Origin of the sequence: Peribacillus sp. NPDC101480, from assembly GCF_050277335.1 — a bacterium.
Lineage (GTDB): Bacteria > Bacillota > Bacilli > Bacillales > DSM-1321 > Peribacillus.
In genome coordinates this window covers 77,343-93,215 of sequence record NZ_JBNNSB010000001.1, presented here as the reverse complement: position 1 = coordinate 93,215, position 15,873 = coordinate 77,343, and the positions used below count along the sequence as shown (strand labels likewise).

Sequence of the window (15,873 nt, the reverse complement as noted above, 5' to 3'; positions counted from 1 at the left end):
GTTTTCACCCCTCAACTTGAACTTTATTTTCTGCTAAAAATTGAGTCGTATAATTACCACTAATAAACTGGTTATTTTTCATGATTTGTTTGAGAAGCAAGAGGTTTGTTTTAACTCCCTGTACTTCAATTTCTTCAAGCACTCTCTGCATTTTTGTGATTGCTTGATCACGTGTTATTCCGTGAACAATAATTTTACCGATCATCGGATCATAAAAAGGGGTCACCGCACTGCCTTCCACGATGCCAAAATCCAACCTTACATCGTTTTCGGGTAATTTCAACCTAGAAATTACACCAGGACTAGGAAAGAAAGTATTAGGATCTTCTGCATAAAGTCTGCTTTCAATCGCGTGTCCTGTTTTGTTTATCTCTTCCTGTGTAATCGTCAGTTTTTCCTTCGCAGCTATTTTCAACTGTAGTTCAACTAAATCTAGTCCCGTTATTTCTTCAGTTACTGGGTGTTCCACTTGCAGACGAGTATTCATTTCAAGAAAATAGAAATTTTCATTTTCATCAAAAATAAATTCCATTGTGCCTACATTTGTATAATCGATTTGTTTTACACCTCGAATGGCTGCTTCCAACAATTCTTTTCGAAGGGTATCATTTAGAAATGGCGAAGGGCTTTCTTCTATAACCTTTTGATTTCGACGCTGGACCGAACATTCCCTTTCAAATAAATGCAAGACATTCCCGTGTGTATCGGCGACAATTTGCACTTCTATATGCCGAGGTTTTGAAATCCATTTTTCTAAAAAGACGGTACCATCATTAAAAAATGAATTAGCTTGTTGCTTCGTCGCATCAAACACCTTTATTAACTCATCATCATCTTGAATTAGCTGCATCCCAATACCACCACCACCGGCGCTAGCTTTCAACATGAGTGGATAGCCAAGATCGTTCGCAATCAGCAATGCTTCGTCAACTGACTCAATGCTTTTATCCGTACCTGGCACAACCCTTACGCCCGCCTTTTGCATTTGGGTACGAGCTTCAAGCTTACTGCCCATAATGTGTATCGTTTCCGCAGAAGGTCCGATAAAGACAATATTTTCTTCCTCACATTTGCGTACAAATTCCGCATTTTCAGATAAGAATCCATACCCAGGGTGAATAGCATCTGCATGTGTTTCTTTTGCTACCTGAATCACTTTTTCAATATCAAGATAACTCTTTTTCGCTTGAGCAGGACCGATGCATACAGCTTCAGTCGCCTCACTGACATAAGGAGCCTCTGCATCGGCTTCAGAATAGACAGCGACTGTTTGAATACCTTCCTTTTTACAAGTACGAATAATTCTCCTAGCAATTTCCCCTCGGTTTGCAATCAGCACCTTTTTAAAATAGCCCATTTACTTTTCCTCCTTCCTTCTTCAAAATTGATTACTGTTCAATGATTACCGCTATTTCCTGTCCTGCGTCTAGAATGTCCTCGTCCTCTACAAAGAATTGTGCAAGAACTCCATCTGTTTCTGCTTTAATTTCATAGAAGTTTTTCATGACTTCCACCATAGCAAGAACGTCACCAGTCTTAACTGTATCTCCTTCTTTTACGTACACGTCCTTATCAGGAGCGGGTTTGCGATAAAATACTCCTGGAATTGGTGATAGAACTGTTTTTTGTTCAGCCATGATTGATTCCCCCTATTTGTCCTAATACTTGTTTTTTCATTTGATTGATTTTTTCTTTGTATTCCTTTCTTGCCTCGAGGGCTTCATTAATGTCAACAGCCACAAAGCGTACCTTCTCATTTGTTTTGATTTGTGCCATTTTGTCTAAATCCGTACTGATAATTGTACAAATCGTCGCATAGCCTCCACCTGTCACAGCATCGTTTAACAAAGCAATCGGTTCGACACCATCTGGTATTTGAATCGATCCGATAGGATACCCTAAATCCACAACATTTGAAGGATTGCTGCCGGCTCCAAATGGTTGTTGACGCTCTACGAAATTCAAACGCTCCCCTTTAAAACGGTAGCCAACACGGTTTGCTTCCGGTGTAACCGTCCAATCGATGGAGAAAAAGCGTCTTTTACTTTCTTCAGTAAGGCGATAACTGCACAATCCTACAACAACACGTATTATATTCGTTTTTGAGAAAACCGGAATTAATTCATCACTTATGCGTGTTCCGATTGCAATCTTTGATTGGTTTGCATTACCGATTTTCAAAAAGTCCCCAGCTTGAAGTGATCTTCCTTCGAAACCTCCAATTCCGCACAATGTATATGTGGACCGTGATTCCATAATAAGCGGCACTTCAATTCCGCCAGCTACCGCTAAATACACCCGGGCTCCTTGTTTAACAAAATCAAAGGACAGAACATCTCCAGCCTTAACTTCTAATGTTTCCCACATTGGAACATACTGATCATTAATTTTTGGTGGTATTTCCCCTCCTGCAATAGCAATGGTTACATCTTGTTGGAATTTTAAGATTGGCCCCATATAAGTAATCTCGAGAACAGCTGCATTTTCATCGTTCCCAACAAGAAAGTTGCATGCCCTGAAGGAGTATTTATCCATGGCTCCCGATGGCGGCATACCCACTTCATAAAAGCCTATTCTCCCATAATCTTGAACAGTCGTTTGAAGGCCAGGGTTAATAACTTTAATCATGCATATAACCTCCTAATCACAGATTCTGAAAACGCATTTGGATTTTCGAGAACATCTTTAGGTTTAAAGGTAATATCCTTCGTCAAATAACGGAATTCCCCATTTTCAACTTGTTTTCGAATATCTTCGTACTCCTCCATGGAAATGCTTCGATATCGAAAAACATCCCCCTGTCTCGGGAAGGTCATTGACTCTTTAAAATCATGTAAACGTTGCTCCTTTTGAAAAATCGGTGCTGCAGCAGTTCCAAACAATTGATAACCACCTGCACCTTGAACCGGATATATAACGGCAAATGAACCGCCGAATCCGAATGCTCTCTCTGGCGTATATGTTCGAGGACGGACATATTTAGGTGCTTCGATTTGCTGCTCGTTTGGAACCATTTGATAGCACCATGGCAATCCCGGTACAAAGCCTATCATCGAAACCAGATAAGGGGCATCCGTAATTGATTTAATTAAATCTTCTTTTGTTTGAAAGCCATTTGTATGTGCCACATATTCAATATCTGTCGATGTTGGATCCTGATGTCGATCTCTAAAACGCATTAATGCCTCATGTGTCCAAGGATCTTCAAATAATATGGGTACATCTACTGCACGTGCAGTTATTTCAAAGTTTTCCAAGGAAACAGATTGTCCAAGTTCTTTCAATTTTGAAATTAAGTCATCTGGATGAATGAGATCTGGATTAAACCGAATCATATAGGAAGCATTGGAAGGACAAATATCCAAAATTCCTGATACTTTCTCTTTTCGTAACGCCTTAGTAATGGCCATTGCTTGAAAATTTGTTTCAAGACTCATTGCCTCAGCTAATTCAACAAAAATAAACTCATCACCGCCATATTCGTAACGGGTCAATGGACTTCACCTCATTTATTGGATTTATACTAAACCATTGCAATTCTCATGCCAAAACGGAAAACGATAATATTTGTTGATTATTCAGACTATTTAAATGGCAAATCGTCTAAATCCGTTTATTAATATTTCAAAAATGAAATATAATCTTTCAAAAATGAAATAAATCAACTGGTTACTAGTTCATAATGTCTAAAATATAAAAAAGACCACAAAGCTTTCTAGGCTTTTGCGGTCTCTCAATTTATGTCCTCATCAACAATAATGAAACTATCTATAAAGTATTTTCTTACAAAGAGTCCATTACTACTAATAACCAAGTTTTTTTTCTACAACGTTCATTAAGGGTTTACCGTCAGAATAAAGCTTTAAATTTTTCAGGAATAATTCCATAACACGATCTAGGTGTTTGGAAGAGTTGTAAGCATTATGTGGGGAAACCATGACATTTTCCAGCTGCCAGAAAGGATGGTCCTTAGGTAAAGGTTCTACTTCAAACACATCTAGAGCCGCTCCTGCTATGTGCCCATTGCTCAAGGCATGAATTAAATCTTCATCAACAATCGTATTACCTCGGCCGACATTAATTACATAGCTGCCTTTTTTCATTTTATTTAAGCGTTCTTTATTAAAAAAGTATGATGTATCTTTTGTAAACGGAAGGGCCAAGACGACAAAGTCGGAACTGGAAAGGACCTCATCCACTTGATCCATTCCCATTATCAAATCAGCAGGTTCATATTCCGTGTTCCTCTTGGAGGGATTCCGGCGGCACCCAATAACGGTCATACCAAGTGCTTTACATCTCTTTGCTATCTCATAGCCAATATCCCCATATCCAATTATCCCCACTGTCGCATTCTCGAGATCTTTCACAGGAATTTCAACCCAAGTTTTGTTTATTTGATTTCTGATCATTGTCGGTACACCTCTTGCTAATGAAGACAGCATCGCAATGGTATGCTCCGCTATTGGGACAGATGTGCAGCCTTTGACATTGGTGATGATGACATCGCTGTTTTGTATATCTTCATTCAGCATGGCCTCCACTCCAGCAGTGTCTGAATGGACCCATTTAATATTTGGAGCTTTTTTTATAATGTTAAGATTATCATGAAGCCCCAGCGTATAAATGACATCAAACTTCGATAGATCAACTGTTGGTTGTGGTTCAGGTTCACCGAACTCCCATGGCTCGACAACAACTTCTGAACAAATCTCCTTAAACTGATTGATGTATTTTTCCGGTATATCGACCCTGATATAGAGTGAAGGTGCTGTTTTCTTAGAATCGGACATTATAAAACCTCCTCAAGAACCTACGATACCCTTTTCCCTCTTTTATGGGAAAACAATCCGTTGCAGATTAGACCATGCCTGCTTTATGGTCACCTCAAGAAATCTGGCTGCTCTTTTCTGATTCTGTCCCAAAGAGGCTGAAAACTCAGCCATCCCTCATATTCCGTTCCCGTTTGTTCTGCCGTTAACTTTGCATACTCTTCTTCTATAAAAATAGGCTTACCTACAGACTCAGCCATTATCTGTGCTTGACATGAACGTTCCATCGTTATGAACCACCACGCAGCTGAATCTACAGACTGGCCTACAGTTAACAATCCATGGTTACGGAGGATGACAGCTTTGCATTGACCTAAAGCCTTAGCAATGCGTTTCCCTTCTTCGGATGCGTAAACCACACCCGTAAAATCATCAAATAATGCATGATCTCTGTAAAATTGGCAGGCATCTTGCGTAATCGGATCTAACAATCTCCCTAAGGAAGACCATGTCTTTCCATAGACTGAATGAGCATGTGCAGCTGCAATGGCATCCGGTCGCGCTTTATGAATTTCAGAATGAATGGCAAAGGCAGCACCATTCACAGAATGTTCACCCTCTACAATATCACCTTTATGATTGACCAATATTAGATCCGAAACGGAAATTTGACTAAAATGCATCCCAAACGGATTAACCCAGAAATGGTCTGTATATTTAGGATCACGGACCGTAATATGGCCGGCTATCCCTTCATCGAAACCAAACTTTGAAAAAAGACGGAAAGAAGCTGCCAACCGTTCCTTCCTGTGAATGCGCTCGTCTTCCAATGTATTGAATGTTGCGGGTTGCAGGGAAATTGTCTTTGTCATTTTTACTTTCCTCCTCAGTTTTTTTGCCGGACCATCAATTAGCCATTGTGTCCATGTCCGCTTTGCCCTTTATATCTTGCTTCACTTCACTTTTGTTTCTGTGATCATTATTCGGACTTAGGAGAGTGATCGTAGTAATGACGATAAAACTAGTAGCGAGCCCGTACAGGATTGGTTGAGTGGAGGAAGGTCCATTAATCACCAATCCGACAATAATAACGATCATGCTGGCCAGAATCGAGTAAAATGCCGCTGTAGCCGTGACCCTTTTCCAAAAGAAGCCAAGGATGATCGGAAAGAACACAGCACCGGATAAAATTGCGTAAGCTACATCCAATGCAACTAAAATATCTTGAATCCATATCGAAACGATTATGGTCAATACACCAATCGTTAAAGTTGTAATTCGGGATGTTTTTAAAAATTGACGTTCATTCATTCCCGGACCGATATACTTTTTAATAATGTCATTAACAACTAAAGTTGACGAAGCGAGCAAAGTTCCTGAAGCTGTGGACATTAGGGCCGAAACCACACTCGCAATGACAACCCCCAATAGGCCAGCAGGTAAAGTTTCCATCGCTATACTGGTAAATGCATTTTGGGGATCGCCTAAATCAGGAAGGATAATAAAAGCGCACATTCCAATGATACTGATTGCAATCGCATAAAAAACACTATATATTCCCGCTCCAACCGTTCCGCCACGAGAAACAGCTTTGGTTCGTGCGGTAAAAAGACGCTGCCAAATATCTTGGCCAACAACTACCCCTAGAGTAAATAGTAGGAAATATTGAAAAATTGTTTCTCCGCCAATGTTGCCTAACTCGAAATGTGAGGCAGGGAGATTTTCTTTAAGCGAGCCCCACCCTCCTGCCTTAGAGATGCTCATCGGAAGCATGACAAAGAAAATGCCGATCGTCATGATGACGAATTGCACGACATCAGTCATGGTGACTGACCACATACCTCCTAATATTGTATAAAATAATACGATCCCACCCCCGACTATCATGGAAACCGTTAAATTCCAGCCAGCCAAAACATGTAAAATCGTCCCCATCCCAATCACTTGCGTTACAGTCAGCATGAATGTATAGATAACAGAGACAAGTGCACTGATCAATCTTGTCTGAGAGTTGTAGCGCTTCTCAAGCATTTCACTGATCGTCAATACTTTTAAATTAAATATCTTATTTGTTAAAAATAACCCGATAGCGATTATGCCGAGGCCGATCATCACCACTAGCCAAATACCGGATATCCCAAACTGATAACCTAACTTTGCTGTTCCTAGAGTAGAAGCCCCCCCTAATATCACAGCAGCTAAACAGGATAAATACATAAAATGACCAAGATTACGTCCTGCCACAATGAAATCATCTGCTGTTTTTGCCCGTTTGGATCCGATTACTCCCACAATGATTAAAACAGAAAAATATAGAATCATGATCGATATATCCAAAATATGCATTTACACATCTCCTTTTGGGCTTGTATTGTTCTTTCGCTTTGTAAAGAGGGAAGAAAGGACTTCAACGATTCCTTCCTTCTTTACAGTTAGATGAAGGAACTAATTGTTAAGCTGGGTCTCCAAATCTCCGACTCTCTCTTTTTTCTCCAGTTTCCCTTTTTTTGCAAGAGCGATGAGTGTGATGAATTCATAGACAATATTAGCGGCTGCGGCAGCCGTGATTTGTCCGTGATCGTATGATGGTAAAACCTCAACAAGGTCGAATCCAACAAAATCTATATTCGTCAAGCCCCTCACCAAAGCCAAGGCATCATCAATGCTGGCACCGGACACTTCAGGGGTCCCCGTTCCCGGAGCATAGACCGGATCTAAAAAATCAATGTCAAAAGATAAAAACACCGGACCATTCGCAACACGCTCATGAATGACCCCCAGCATCTTTTCAACCCCGAGACGTTTATAATCGTTTGTCGTATAAACGCCCAAACCTAAATCCCGGGCATCTTGAAGATCTTCCGGTCCGTACAGACCGCCCCTCATACCAATTTGAAGAGATCGCGATACATCGATGAGCCCCTCTTCTATTGCACGGCGAAAAACGGTTCCGTGATTATACTTTTGATCAAAATAACTATCCCAGGTATCAGAGTGAGCATCGAATTGAAGCAGGGCAACAGGTCCATGTTTTTTTACGATCGCACGTAACTCCCCTAGTGTAATGGAATGATCGCCTCCCAATGAAATGGGAATGATCCCTTTTTCAATGACGGGGGTAAGCTCTGCTTCGATTTTTTTATATGTTTCAGAAATATACCCCGGAATGATCGGGATATCCCCATAATCTATTCCTGATATATAGTCAAAAATATTAATATCTTGTTCTGGATTATAAGGACGTAAAAGGATTGAAAAATCGCGAATGGCCTCCGGTCCGAATCTCGCACCCGTTCTAAATGATTGCCCGGAATCAAAAGGAATCCCCGTAATGACAAAATCCATATGTTCATCTACCCGTTCAACAAATGGGAGCCGCATAAACGTACGCACTCCACAAAAACGGGGTGATTTGAATGAGTCTTTCGGTTGATACTTCATCATGTAACATCCTCCTAAATTCTAATTCTGCCATAATTTTTTTCACACCACTGCAATTGCAGCTGCCCTACAAACTTTCATCTTTTCTAATAGAATGGCTATGGAAATTCTATTTCTATCTATTACATAAGCAAGATTCAGGCCAACTATTTTGCTGTGGAATATAGGGCTTTTCGTCATTTTGTTTCATTCAACTGATTAAAAACTTAATCATTTTCTTGTTTTTTGATTTATTTTTTGATTATTTAGACTTTTTGATTTATATTTTAATTAAACAGCATCCCAAAACCCAAAGGAGCGGAACTTATGTACGATGATATGCTGGAGGAAGAACTAAATAAGATTATTGAAACATCGAATAATAACATTCTCATTACCGATCAAGATGGGATCATTTTATATTCCAACCCAAAGCTTTGGGAGATTTATGGTATGAAAAGTGACTCTTATATCGGTACCTCCGTCTATCAATTAGAAAGTGAAGGCCTTCTCACGCCTTCCATCAATGCGATCGTTTTAAAAGAAAAGAAAGCGAAGCGCATAATGCAAGAAACGAAAACGGGTCATGTTGTCATGTCGACTGGCTATCCCATTTTTAATAAGGAAGGACTTCTCGTTAGGGTAATCAGCTATGGTCAGGATCAAACCGAGATTTTGCAATTGCAGGATCAATTTGAGCAATTACAACGAAAAATAAAAGGCTATCAAACGGAAGTCGAGGATTTAAGAGAAAAGGAACTGGATTACCATTATTTGATTGCCAGAAGTAATGAAACGAAGCATATTTTAAAAACGATCCATAATGTTTCAAAAACCGATGCCACGATTCTCTTATTAGGACCTTCCGGTGTAGGGAAAAGCACTTTTGCCCGTGCTGTTCATGACCAAAGCAACCGAAAGAAAGAGCCTTTTATCGAAGTGAATTGCAGCACGATACCTGAAAGTTTGTTTGAATCAGAAATATTCGGCTATGAGCCGGGATCATTTACAGGGGCAAATAAACAAGGGAGGCAAGGCCTGATTGAGCAGGCTGACAGCGGGACGCTTTTCTTAGATGAAATCGGGGAACTCCCACTTGCCATGCAAGCTAAATTACTGAAAGTATTACAGGAAAAAAAGATAAAGCGCATCGGCGGAAAAAAAGAAAACCATATTAACTTCCGCCTGGTTGCAGCAACTAATCAAGATTTGAAGGAGATGGTAAGTCAAGGTAAGTTCAGATTGGACCTATTTTATCGTTTGAATGTTATTCCCATCCAAATACCGGCATTACATGAACGTAAAGAAGATATCCCTCTCTTAATTCAGCATTACTTACAGAAAACCAATGATAAATACCAGAAATTCAAAAAAATCCATCCATCGACTTATGAAATTTTGACTCATTATCATTGGCCCGGAAATATACGGGAATTAGAAAACTTAATTGAACGGCTAATCCTGACCATCGAAGAGCCCATTATATTTCCCGAACACCTTCCCCAATCCATCACAGGGCAAATAGAACAGCCTGAAGATTCCACCTTCCTGGCAATCGAACAGGAATGTGAAGAGAATTTCGATTTAAAGAAGACACTGGAAAAGGTTGAAATGCAACTGATTGCAAAAGCATGGAAACAATGTAAAACCACATACGAAATGGCAGAACATTTAGGCATCAGCCAGCCAACAGTCATCTATAAATTAAAGAAATACAAAGAGTATTTGTAAATGCATCTTACTAAAATCCCTGTAAACCATGAATGGCCCTTAGCTAATTAAAGCTAAGGGTGCATTTTGAAGCGTTTTATGACAGCAATTCGAAGTGAAACTATGAAGATTATCGACCATAATACCAATAAAAAGCCCCTCAAAAAAATCCACATTCAAGTTGAATGGGATTTAAAATATCACGTTTCCAAATTATTAAAGTTACATCTCACATTAATTCAAACGGATGATCGTCAGTGAAGCCCCTTACCAACTGTTAGCGATCAGTCACAACGGTAAACACAGTGTTGGTTCCATTCACTGTGAATGACCTGAATTTTGGTTTCTTGGAAGCGTAAACCGATTGCCCCCACTTCACCTGTTGTACCGGTTGATCCAGTAGCTCATTATTCCCTTTGCTACGGTTGCACCTGTTACTTCCTGCTCCCTTTTCTTCACATTTCCATGATTGTCTCCATTTTAATGAAAATAAAAGATATTTTACTATATCAACAGAATTGGAATTACATATATCCTATTTTGAATTGAATAAAAAAAAGAGGCACCCATAATGGGAGCCTGAATTTTCAGTGAAGGTAAGCCATTATATGTAAACGGTAACCATTCCGGGATCCTTATGCTAACACGATGATTGAGAAATGGGATATTCCACCCAGTAACTTAGGAATATCTTTTCTATTGTATCGAATTTAAAACAGGCTAGCTTATAGTCGGTTATTTCACTGCCTTTTTTCTAGCTTTCACTTCATATAATGATCCTTCCGAACTGACGATATATTCAGGCTTTGGTTTCCCCAGGTTCGCTTTATGGCCTGCGATATGGGCTTCACTCTTTTCCCACTGCTTCCAATGCGCCTCCGACTCCCAATTGATCATAATGATGACCTCTTCATCCCCGCGACGCACTTTTTTCACCATTACACTTAAATCGATGAACCCTTCCTGCTTTTCTATGATCCCTTCCCCACTGAACCGTTTTACTACTTGTTCGGCATTACCTTCTTTTACCACCATTTTTCTCAACTGGACGAACAATCTGAACAACTCCAATCGATATACTTATAATGAATCATTTTATTCGATAACGATTCTCATTGTCAATTATTGAGACTTTGACTTAAGAGCACTACTTAAAACTACAAATCCAAAAACAAAATAAAAAATGGATCAGGAAGTTATGGCATATCTTCCTGATCCATCTTTTATTGTCATTCACCTTTTATCTTTAAGACTTTTGGGAACATAGTCATTCAGTTTATTAAATAAAGAAGTAATGTAGGAGCTGAGTTCGAAACGATCCTCCTGAACAAATTCAACTAACGACACTCCATTCTTTTTCATAACTTTTCCCCCTTTAGTTTTTATCCCGGTGCTTAAACCTTTTCAGGGCACTAATACCAGTGAATTCTGCCATTTGCCGAAATCCATAACTTCTCTCCATTGTTTTCTTTATTTGATTATACAAGAAAGCGCTTACAATGTAAAATATTATAATACTAAAGATTGCTATTTAATTAGAATGTTCCAGTTATATAAAGCTACATATTTATATTTTTAAACTATGCTGGCTTTTTAGGTGCACTTTCTTAATCAATTACTACTTGTCTTGTTCACAGTGTATAAAATTTCATGAAATGCCCTTCAATATTTCAGTTAATCGCAGGAACTCTTCCTTATCACGATTTCTTAATGAGTGATCGATTTCTTTTTCGATTTGTGCTTTCCGGTAATCACTAAGGGCCTTTTTCAAAACCATTTCAGCCATCTCTTCAGGTTCAAGCGATGTTCCTGGCAATTGCTTCTCCATACGAAACCAACTCCTTAACCTTTTTTCTATTATACTAAATAACTTGGAGATTATTATTATTTATTAACTTCTCCTTTCCTCTTTTTTATTTCCTTATCCACATGATTTCCACTTTGCCACTCTTCCATACATAAAAAATACTAAATGATTTGAATTTAAAACTTTTCATTTTATCCGGGAATATCGAATCGTTTATTTCCATTACTTTAGAATTAATTATATTCCATAACAGGTGATTGGAGCTAAGTTATTCGCTTCATTTTTTCAGAAAAGTCAGAAATATATTGACCAGTATGGATAAGCCCTCTAAAATAATCTAAATAATCCAGTTTTTTACTTATATTCATTAACCATCATTTTTGTTCTTTTCGGCTTTATTATTGTTGAAAACAATTTTGATGAAAAACTTAGCATTAAAGGAGCATTTATCATGAAAAAAAGTCGAGTTCTTTTCGCAAGTTTAGCCGGTTCCGTTATTGAGTGGTATGATTTCTATTTATACGGGACAGCTACTGGCCTGGTTTTTACAACTCTATTCTTCCCCAATCATGACCCTGCCATTTCACTTCTTCTCGCCTTTGTCACTTTCGGGGCTGGTTACGCAGCCCGTCCAATCGGGAGTATCCTATTCGGTCATATGGGTGATCGCATCGGACGGAAGGCAGCACTCATGTTCACCCTTATTGGTATGGGAGGGAGTTCAATGCTTATCGGTGTTCTGCCCACTTATGCCCAGGTTGGGTTGGCAGCCCCCGCCATCTTGGTGGTGCTGAGATTGATTCAAGGGATTTCCTTGGGAGGTGAATGGGGCGGAGCCATCCTATTGGCAACGGAATCTGCTCCAAAGGGTGTCCGTGGGTTATATGGATCAATTCCCCAATTAGGGGTCCCCATCGGTTTGGTTGCCGGTTCGTTCAGCCTGACCCTTATCAGTTCCTTGACAACCGATGCCCAATTTTTATCTTGGGGTTGGCGGATTCCATTCCTTTTAAGCGGTGTACTGATTGCATTGGCAATCTGGGTAAGGAGTGGCATTGAAGAAACGCCGGAATTCCAACAACAGAAAGATAGCGGCGATCTTGCGAAAGTTCCCATTATTGAAACGTTGAAACACGATTGGAGAAGTGTGCTGCAAGTGATCGGACTAAAAATTGGGGATGGGTTCTTCAATGTATTCATCATGTCCTATGTTCTCGTCTTTACTACACTGTATTTTGGTTATTCCCAAGATTCAGCCTTGACCGGTTTAACGATTGGCTGCGCTACAATGCTAGTAACCATTCCTGTCATTGGTTACATTTCTGATTTTATCAACCGAAAAATCATCTATTTTGGGGGCCTGATTCTCCTTTTCATCTTGGCCATCCCATATTTCACAATGATCGGGCAAGGAGCCGGCTGGTTCTACTTTATGCAGGCAGTTGTACTCGGTGTCATCTGGGGAGCCATTTTTTCTACACAAGGGACGTTATTCTCGGAGCTCTTTCCAGCCAAGGTGCGTTATACTGGATTATCTGTCGGTTATCAGGTCGCGGCAGCCATTGCAGGTTTCGGCCCGCTGATCTGGACCACGATGGCGGAATCATATGGCCCATCCCCTCTGGTATTTGGCGGATTCATGATGGCAGGTCTCGCAATTTCCCTGGCGCTTTGTATATTATCACCGCATTTCAGCAGAAGGATCAAAAGTGATCAAACACTCAATCCACAAGAGCTGGATTTGAACTGATTCTAAAATCCCAGGCATAAGTAATAACAGAGGCTGCACGTCCTTTCACTTGGACAACCGGCCTCTGTTTTTTAGAAAGCACATGCCTGTCTAAACTTCCTTAATTCCCACAATCTCCAAAAGATTGGTCAACGTCCGGATTTCATAGGTGGGGCTGATTCCCAGATTATTATCCTTTTGATGGGGATTGTACCAGCATGTATCCATTCCATAATTCAAGCCGCCCTGTATATCTGATGTCAAGGAGTCGCCCACTATCAACGCTTTCGATTTATCTGTAATCTTTAACTTCGTAAATGCATAATCAAAAATCCCTCTATCAGGCTTCTGAAACCCAGCCTCTTGGGAAACTATTAAAGTTTCAAAGGTATTGCAAAGGGGTGACCCATCGATTCTTGCTGTCTGCACTGTCGTGAAGCCATTAGTTATAATGGCCAGCCGGCATCCTCCAAGCTTCTCGCAAACCTCCAAAGCCCCGGGCAGAAGATGTATTTCCTTTCCCAAATGTTCTAGGTACCTACGGCTGAATGCATCCGCATCAATATCAAGCCCATGCTTCAGGAACAACCGCTTGAACCTTTCCTTTCCCAGATTTGTTAAATCTATAAGCCCCTGTTCCAAATCTCTCCATAATACCTCACTGATTTCTTGATAGCATCCCGCATAATCCTCCGCCCCTGTAGGCAAACCGAACTCTAAGAAAGCTTCATGCAGTGCATTTTTTTCCGATATTCCAAAGTCTAGCAATGTATCATCAACATCAAATAAGATAATCTCGTATTTCATCGCTGCCTCCATTATCATTTTAGTCCAACTTAACACATTTCCTTTAATTACGTATAACTTATTAGATACATGCTAAATAAATACTGCAAGCTTGGAAAACTACAAAAAGGACAGCTTCAAAGGCTATCCTTTTTTGTATGGTTCTTTATGGAGGATGACTCCTAATGGCAAACTGTTATCATATTTACTCTGTCATGACCATGGCGTTTATTCTATGACGCACAGCTATCATTTTAAATACCAACAGAAAATAAGAGACTTCCCTTTGCGGGCAAGTCTCTTATTTTTATGAAGAGCCAACTATTTTCTCTCCTCTCGGCTTTGTACTATTTGAGTCTGGTTCTCTTGTGATGCCAATTTGATTGAATTTATCATTAATGGACAGTTTGTATGTCAATGATCCTGTGCCTGCATCATCAGGCTTGAAAGTTCCTGCATTAGTCCGCTTTCCATCTTTCAGCAACCAAACCTGATACACCTCGGACTCTTGAAGGCTAGGCAAATTCTGAATTTGCACGATTAACCGTCTTTCTTCTCCTTGCTGCAAAATGTATGCAGCACCGTCCGTATTCATATTTACAGCCGTCTTATCGACAGGCTGCAAAGATAGCGACGTTTTAACCTCCATTGGCAGATTGATGGCCGCAAGTTCTTTTTTCAGTTGAATATTGGAATATAACAGCACAAACGCCAAAACTAGCGCTGCCAACAAAAGACCTGAAGTTACTGGTGTAAACTGCTTAAAGAAAAAACGCCTCCAATTCTTTTCCCTTCTCACCGGAACTTCATCATCCGTCTCAAAGACAAAATTCATAACCTCTGATTTCAGGGAAGAAGAGGGTTCTTTTTCTTCGAAATCCCATTTCAATGACTTCCAGGCTTCCGTCATTTGTTCATACTCCCTAGTGCATTCAGAGCATTGTGTTAAGTGTTCCGCGAATGCTTTTTTTTCTTTTTCACCCAGTTCACCCGATAAAAATGAAAGCAGGTTAGCGCACTCTGTATTCATTTACAAACCACCTACTTCCAAATGCTTTTTCAATAATTTAAGCGACTGGTGAAGTCTGCTCTTGATGGTACCAATCGGTTCATTTTCAATTTTGGCAATTTCGGTTAACGAGTACCCTTTCCAATACAGTAAATCAATCAGTCTTTTTTGCGGCTTGCTTAACTTACTTTTTGCATTGGCAATTTCACTGTGTAATAGCCCATTTTCTATATCATTATTCGGATCTTCTATGTCAATTGGACGACTCATGTCCATGTGTTTATTATTCCGAATATGAACGCTGTCTTTACGGACATAATCCACACACACATTTCGTGTAACGGTCAAAAGCCAGCTTACAAAGTGCCCCTTTTCGGAATTGTAGCTGCTTTTTGTGGTCCAGAGCTTTAAAAAGACCAACTGCACAATCTCTTTGGTTTTATCAGGATTTCCATTTGTGAACTTAAAAATAAAACCATAGATTAATTTAATATGCCTGTCATAAAGTTCTTCCAGAGCAGGACGATGCTTTTTCATTACTAATGCCATCAATTCCTTATCAAGTTTTTCTTTCAATCGCACCTGCAACTCCTCACCAGTAAATTTGGAAAAAACGTGTAACAGGAACGACCATCAATGA

Annotated in this window: 16 protein-coding genes; 2 read left to right on the top strand and 14 right to left on the bottom strand. The window is 39.8% G+C overall.

Features of this window, described 5'->3' with window-relative positions; all coding sequences use genetic code 11:
- Positions 1 to 4: 4 nt before the first annotated feature.
- The 8 genes from ACQKMF_RS00580 to speB form a co-directional block, all read right to left on the bottom strand.
- Positions 5 to 1,357, bottom strand: coding sequence for an acetyl-CoA carboxylase biotin carboxylase subunit (locus ACQKMF_RS00580; protein WP_402939886.1), 1,353 nt, complete (start codon positions 1,355 to 1,357; stop codon positions 5 to 7).
- Between the two features lie 31 nt (positions 1,358 to 1,388).
- A complete protein-coding gene (locus ACQKMF_RS00575; protein WP_323599577.1) occupies positions 1,389 to 1,637 on the bottom strand; it encodes an acetyl-CoA carboxylase in 249 nt (82 codons plus the stop codon).
- Positions 1,630 to 2,628 (bottom strand): biotin-dependent carboxyltransferase family protein, encoded by a 999-nt coding sequence (locus tag ACQKMF_RS00570; protein WP_427571320.1) that lies wholly within the window; start codon positions 2,626 to 2,628, stop codon positions 1,630 to 1,632. Before ACQKMF_RS00570 ends, ACQKMF_RS00575 begins: the two co-directional genes overlap by 8 nt.
- Complete coding sequence (locus ACQKMF_RS00565) at positions 2,625 to 3,494, bottom strand: 5-oxoprolinase subunit B family protein (protein WP_427571318.1); 870 nt, start codon at positions 3,492 to 3,494, stop codon at positions 2,625 to 2,627. The genes ACQKMF_RS00570 and ACQKMF_RS00565 overlap by 4 nt, the downstream gene beginning before the upstream one ends.
- Positions 3,495 to 3,803: 309 nt before the next feature.
- A complete protein-coding gene (locus ACQKMF_RS00560; protein WP_427571316.1) occupies positions 3,804 to 4,793 on the bottom strand; it encodes a D-2-hydroxyacid dehydrogenase in 990 nt (329 codons plus the stop codon).
- A gap of 89 nt (positions 4,794 to 4,882) precedes the next feature.
- Positions 4,883 to 5,662: a class II aldolase/adducin family protein gene (locus ACQKMF_RS00555; RefSeq protein WP_427572382.1), complete on the bottom strand. Its 780-nt coding sequence runs from the start codon at positions 5,660 to 5,662 to the stop codon at positions 4,883 to 4,885.
- Between the two features lie 16 nt (positions 5,663 to 5,678).
- A complete protein-coding gene (locus ACQKMF_RS00550) occupies positions 5,679 to 7,118 on the bottom strand; it encodes a sodium:solute symporter (protein WP_427571314.1) in 1,440 nt (479 codons plus the stop codon).
- Positions 7,119 to 7,217: 99 nt separating this feature from the next.
- Positions 7,218 to 8,216 carry an agmatinase gene (gene speB / locus ACQKMF_RS00545; RefSeq protein WP_101223388.1) on the bottom strand — a complete coding sequence of 333 codons (999 nt, stop codon included), beginning with the start codon at positions 8,214 to 8,216 and terminating at the stop codon, positions 7,218 to 7,220.
- A 303-nt stretch (positions 8,217 to 8,519) separates the two neighbouring features.
- On the opposite strand from speB, the gene ACQKMF_RS00540 reads away from it, so the two are divergent.
- Positions 8,520 to 9,923: a sigma-54 interaction domain-containing protein gene (locus ACQKMF_RS00540; protein ID WP_230178038.1), complete on the top strand. Its 1,404-nt coding sequence runs from the start codon at positions 8,520 to 8,522 to the stop codon at positions 9,921 to 9,923.
- Positions 9,924 to 10,637: 714 nt separating this feature from the next.
- Here the strand turns inward: ACQKMF_RS00540 and ACQKMF_RS00535 are convergent.
- The 3 genes from ACQKMF_RS00535 to ACQKMF_RS00525 all read right to left on the bottom strand — a co-directional run bounded on the left by ACQKMF_RS00535 (position 10,638) and on the right by ACQKMF_RS00525 (position 11,730).
- Positions 10,638 to 10,958 (bottom strand): antibiotic biosynthesis monooxygenase family protein, encoded by a 321-nt coding sequence (locus ACQKMF_RS00535; protein ID WP_427571311.1) that lies wholly within the window; start codon positions 10,956 to 10,958, stop codon positions 10,638 to 10,640.
- 177 nt (positions 10,959 to 11,135) lie between these two features.
- Positions 11,136 to 11,264, bottom strand: a complete 129-nt coding sequence (locus tag ACQKMF_RS00530) for a hypothetical protein (protein WP_260359184.1) — start codon at positions 11,262 to 11,264, stop codon at positions 11,136 to 11,138.
- A gap of 286 nt (positions 11,265 to 11,550) precedes the next feature.
- A complete protein-coding gene (locus ACQKMF_RS00525; protein WP_137019900.1) occupies positions 11,551 to 11,730 on the bottom strand; it encodes an IDEAL domain-containing protein in 180 nt (59 codons plus the stop codon).
- Positions 11,731 to 12,160: 430 nt separating this feature from the next.
- Between ACQKMF_RS00525 and ACQKMF_RS00520 the strand changes: the two genes are divergently transcribed.
- Positions 12,161 to 13,459, top strand: a complete 1,299-nt coding sequence (locus ACQKMF_RS00520; protein WP_402939911.1) for an MFS transporter — start codon at positions 12,161 to 12,163, stop codon at positions 13,457 to 13,459.
- A gap of 90 nt (positions 13,460 to 13,549) precedes the next feature.
- Here ACQKMF_RS00520 and ACQKMF_RS00515 read toward each other — a convergent pair whose 3' ends face one another.
- The 3 genes from ACQKMF_RS00515 to ACQKMF_RS00505 all read right to left on the bottom strand — a co-directional run bounded on the left by ACQKMF_RS00515 (position 13,550) and on the right by ACQKMF_RS00505 (position 15,809).
- On the bottom strand, positions 13,550 to 14,245 hold the full coding sequence (locus tag ACQKMF_RS00515) for a YjjG family noncanonical pyrimidine nucleotidase (protein WP_427571308.1): 696 nt from the start codon (positions 14,243 to 14,245) through the stop codon (positions 13,550 to 13,552).
- A gap of 286 nt (positions 14,246 to 14,531) precedes the next feature.
- On the bottom strand, positions 14,532 to 15,254 hold the full coding sequence (locus ACQKMF_RS00510) for an anti-sigma factor domain-containing protein (protein ID WP_402939916.1): 723 nt from the start codon (positions 15,252 to 15,254) through the stop codon (positions 14,532 to 14,534).
- Positions 15,255 to 15,809: an RNA polymerase sigma factor gene (locus tag ACQKMF_RS00505; protein WP_101223393.1), complete on the bottom strand. Its 555-nt coding sequence runs from the start codon at positions 15,807 to 15,809 to the stop codon at positions 15,255 to 15,257.
- Positions 15,810 to 15,873: the final 64 nt, after the last annotated feature.

What these genes read in the sequence shown, in the direction of transcription:
- ACQKMF_RS00560 (WP_427571316.1), bottom strand. Translation starts at nt 4,793, where the DNA reads ATGTCCGATTCTAAGAAAACAGCACCTTCACTCTATATCAGGGTCGAT.
- ACQKMF_RS00525 (WP_137019900.1), bottom strand. Translation starts at nt 11,730, where the DNA reads ATGGAGAAGCAATTGCCAGGAACATCGCTTGAACCTGAAGAGATGGCT.
- ACQKMF_RS00510 (WP_402939916.1), bottom strand. Translation starts at nt 15,254, where the DNA reads ATGAATACAGAGTGCGCTAACCTGCTTTCATTTTTATCGGGTGAACTG.
- ACQKMF_RS00575 (WP_323599577.1), bottom strand. Translation starts at nt 1,637, where the DNA reads ATGGCTGAACAAAAAACAGTTCTATCACCAATTCCAGGAGTATTTTAT.
- ACQKMF_RS00520 (WP_402939911.1), top strand. Translation starts at nt 12,161, where the DNA reads ATGAAAAAAAGTCGAGTTCTTTTCGCAAGTTTAGCCGGTTCCGTTATT.
- ACQKMF_RS00550 (WP_427571314.1), bottom strand. Translation starts at nt 7,118, where the DNA reads ATGCATATTTTGGATATATCGATCATGATTCTATATTTTTCTGTTTTA.
- speB (WP_101223388.1), bottom strand. Translation starts at nt 8,216, where the DNA reads ATGATGAAGTATCAACCGAAAGACTCATTCAAATCACCCCGTTTTTGT.
- ACQKMF_RS00530 (WP_260359184.1), bottom strand. Translation starts at nt 11,264, where the DNA reads ATGAAAAAGAATGGAGTGTCGTTAGTTGAATTTGTTCAGGAGGATCGT.
- ACQKMF_RS00580 (WP_402939886.1), bottom strand. Translation starts at nt 1,357, where the DNA reads ATGGGCTATTTTAAAAAGGTGCTGATTGCAAACCGAGGGGAAATTGCT.
- ACQKMF_RS00515 (WP_427571308.1), bottom strand. Translation starts at nt 14,245, where the DNA reads ATGAAATACGAGATTATCTTATTTGATGTTGATGATACATTGCTAGAC.
- ACQKMF_RS00540 (WP_230178038.1), top strand. Translation starts at nt 8,520, where the DNA reads ATGTACGATGATATGCTGGAGGAAGAACTAAATAAGATTATTGAAACA.
- ACQKMF_RS00570 (WP_427571320.1), bottom strand. Translation starts at nt 2,628, where the DNA reads ATGATTAAAGTTATTAACCCTGGCCTTCAAACGACTGTTCAAGATTAT.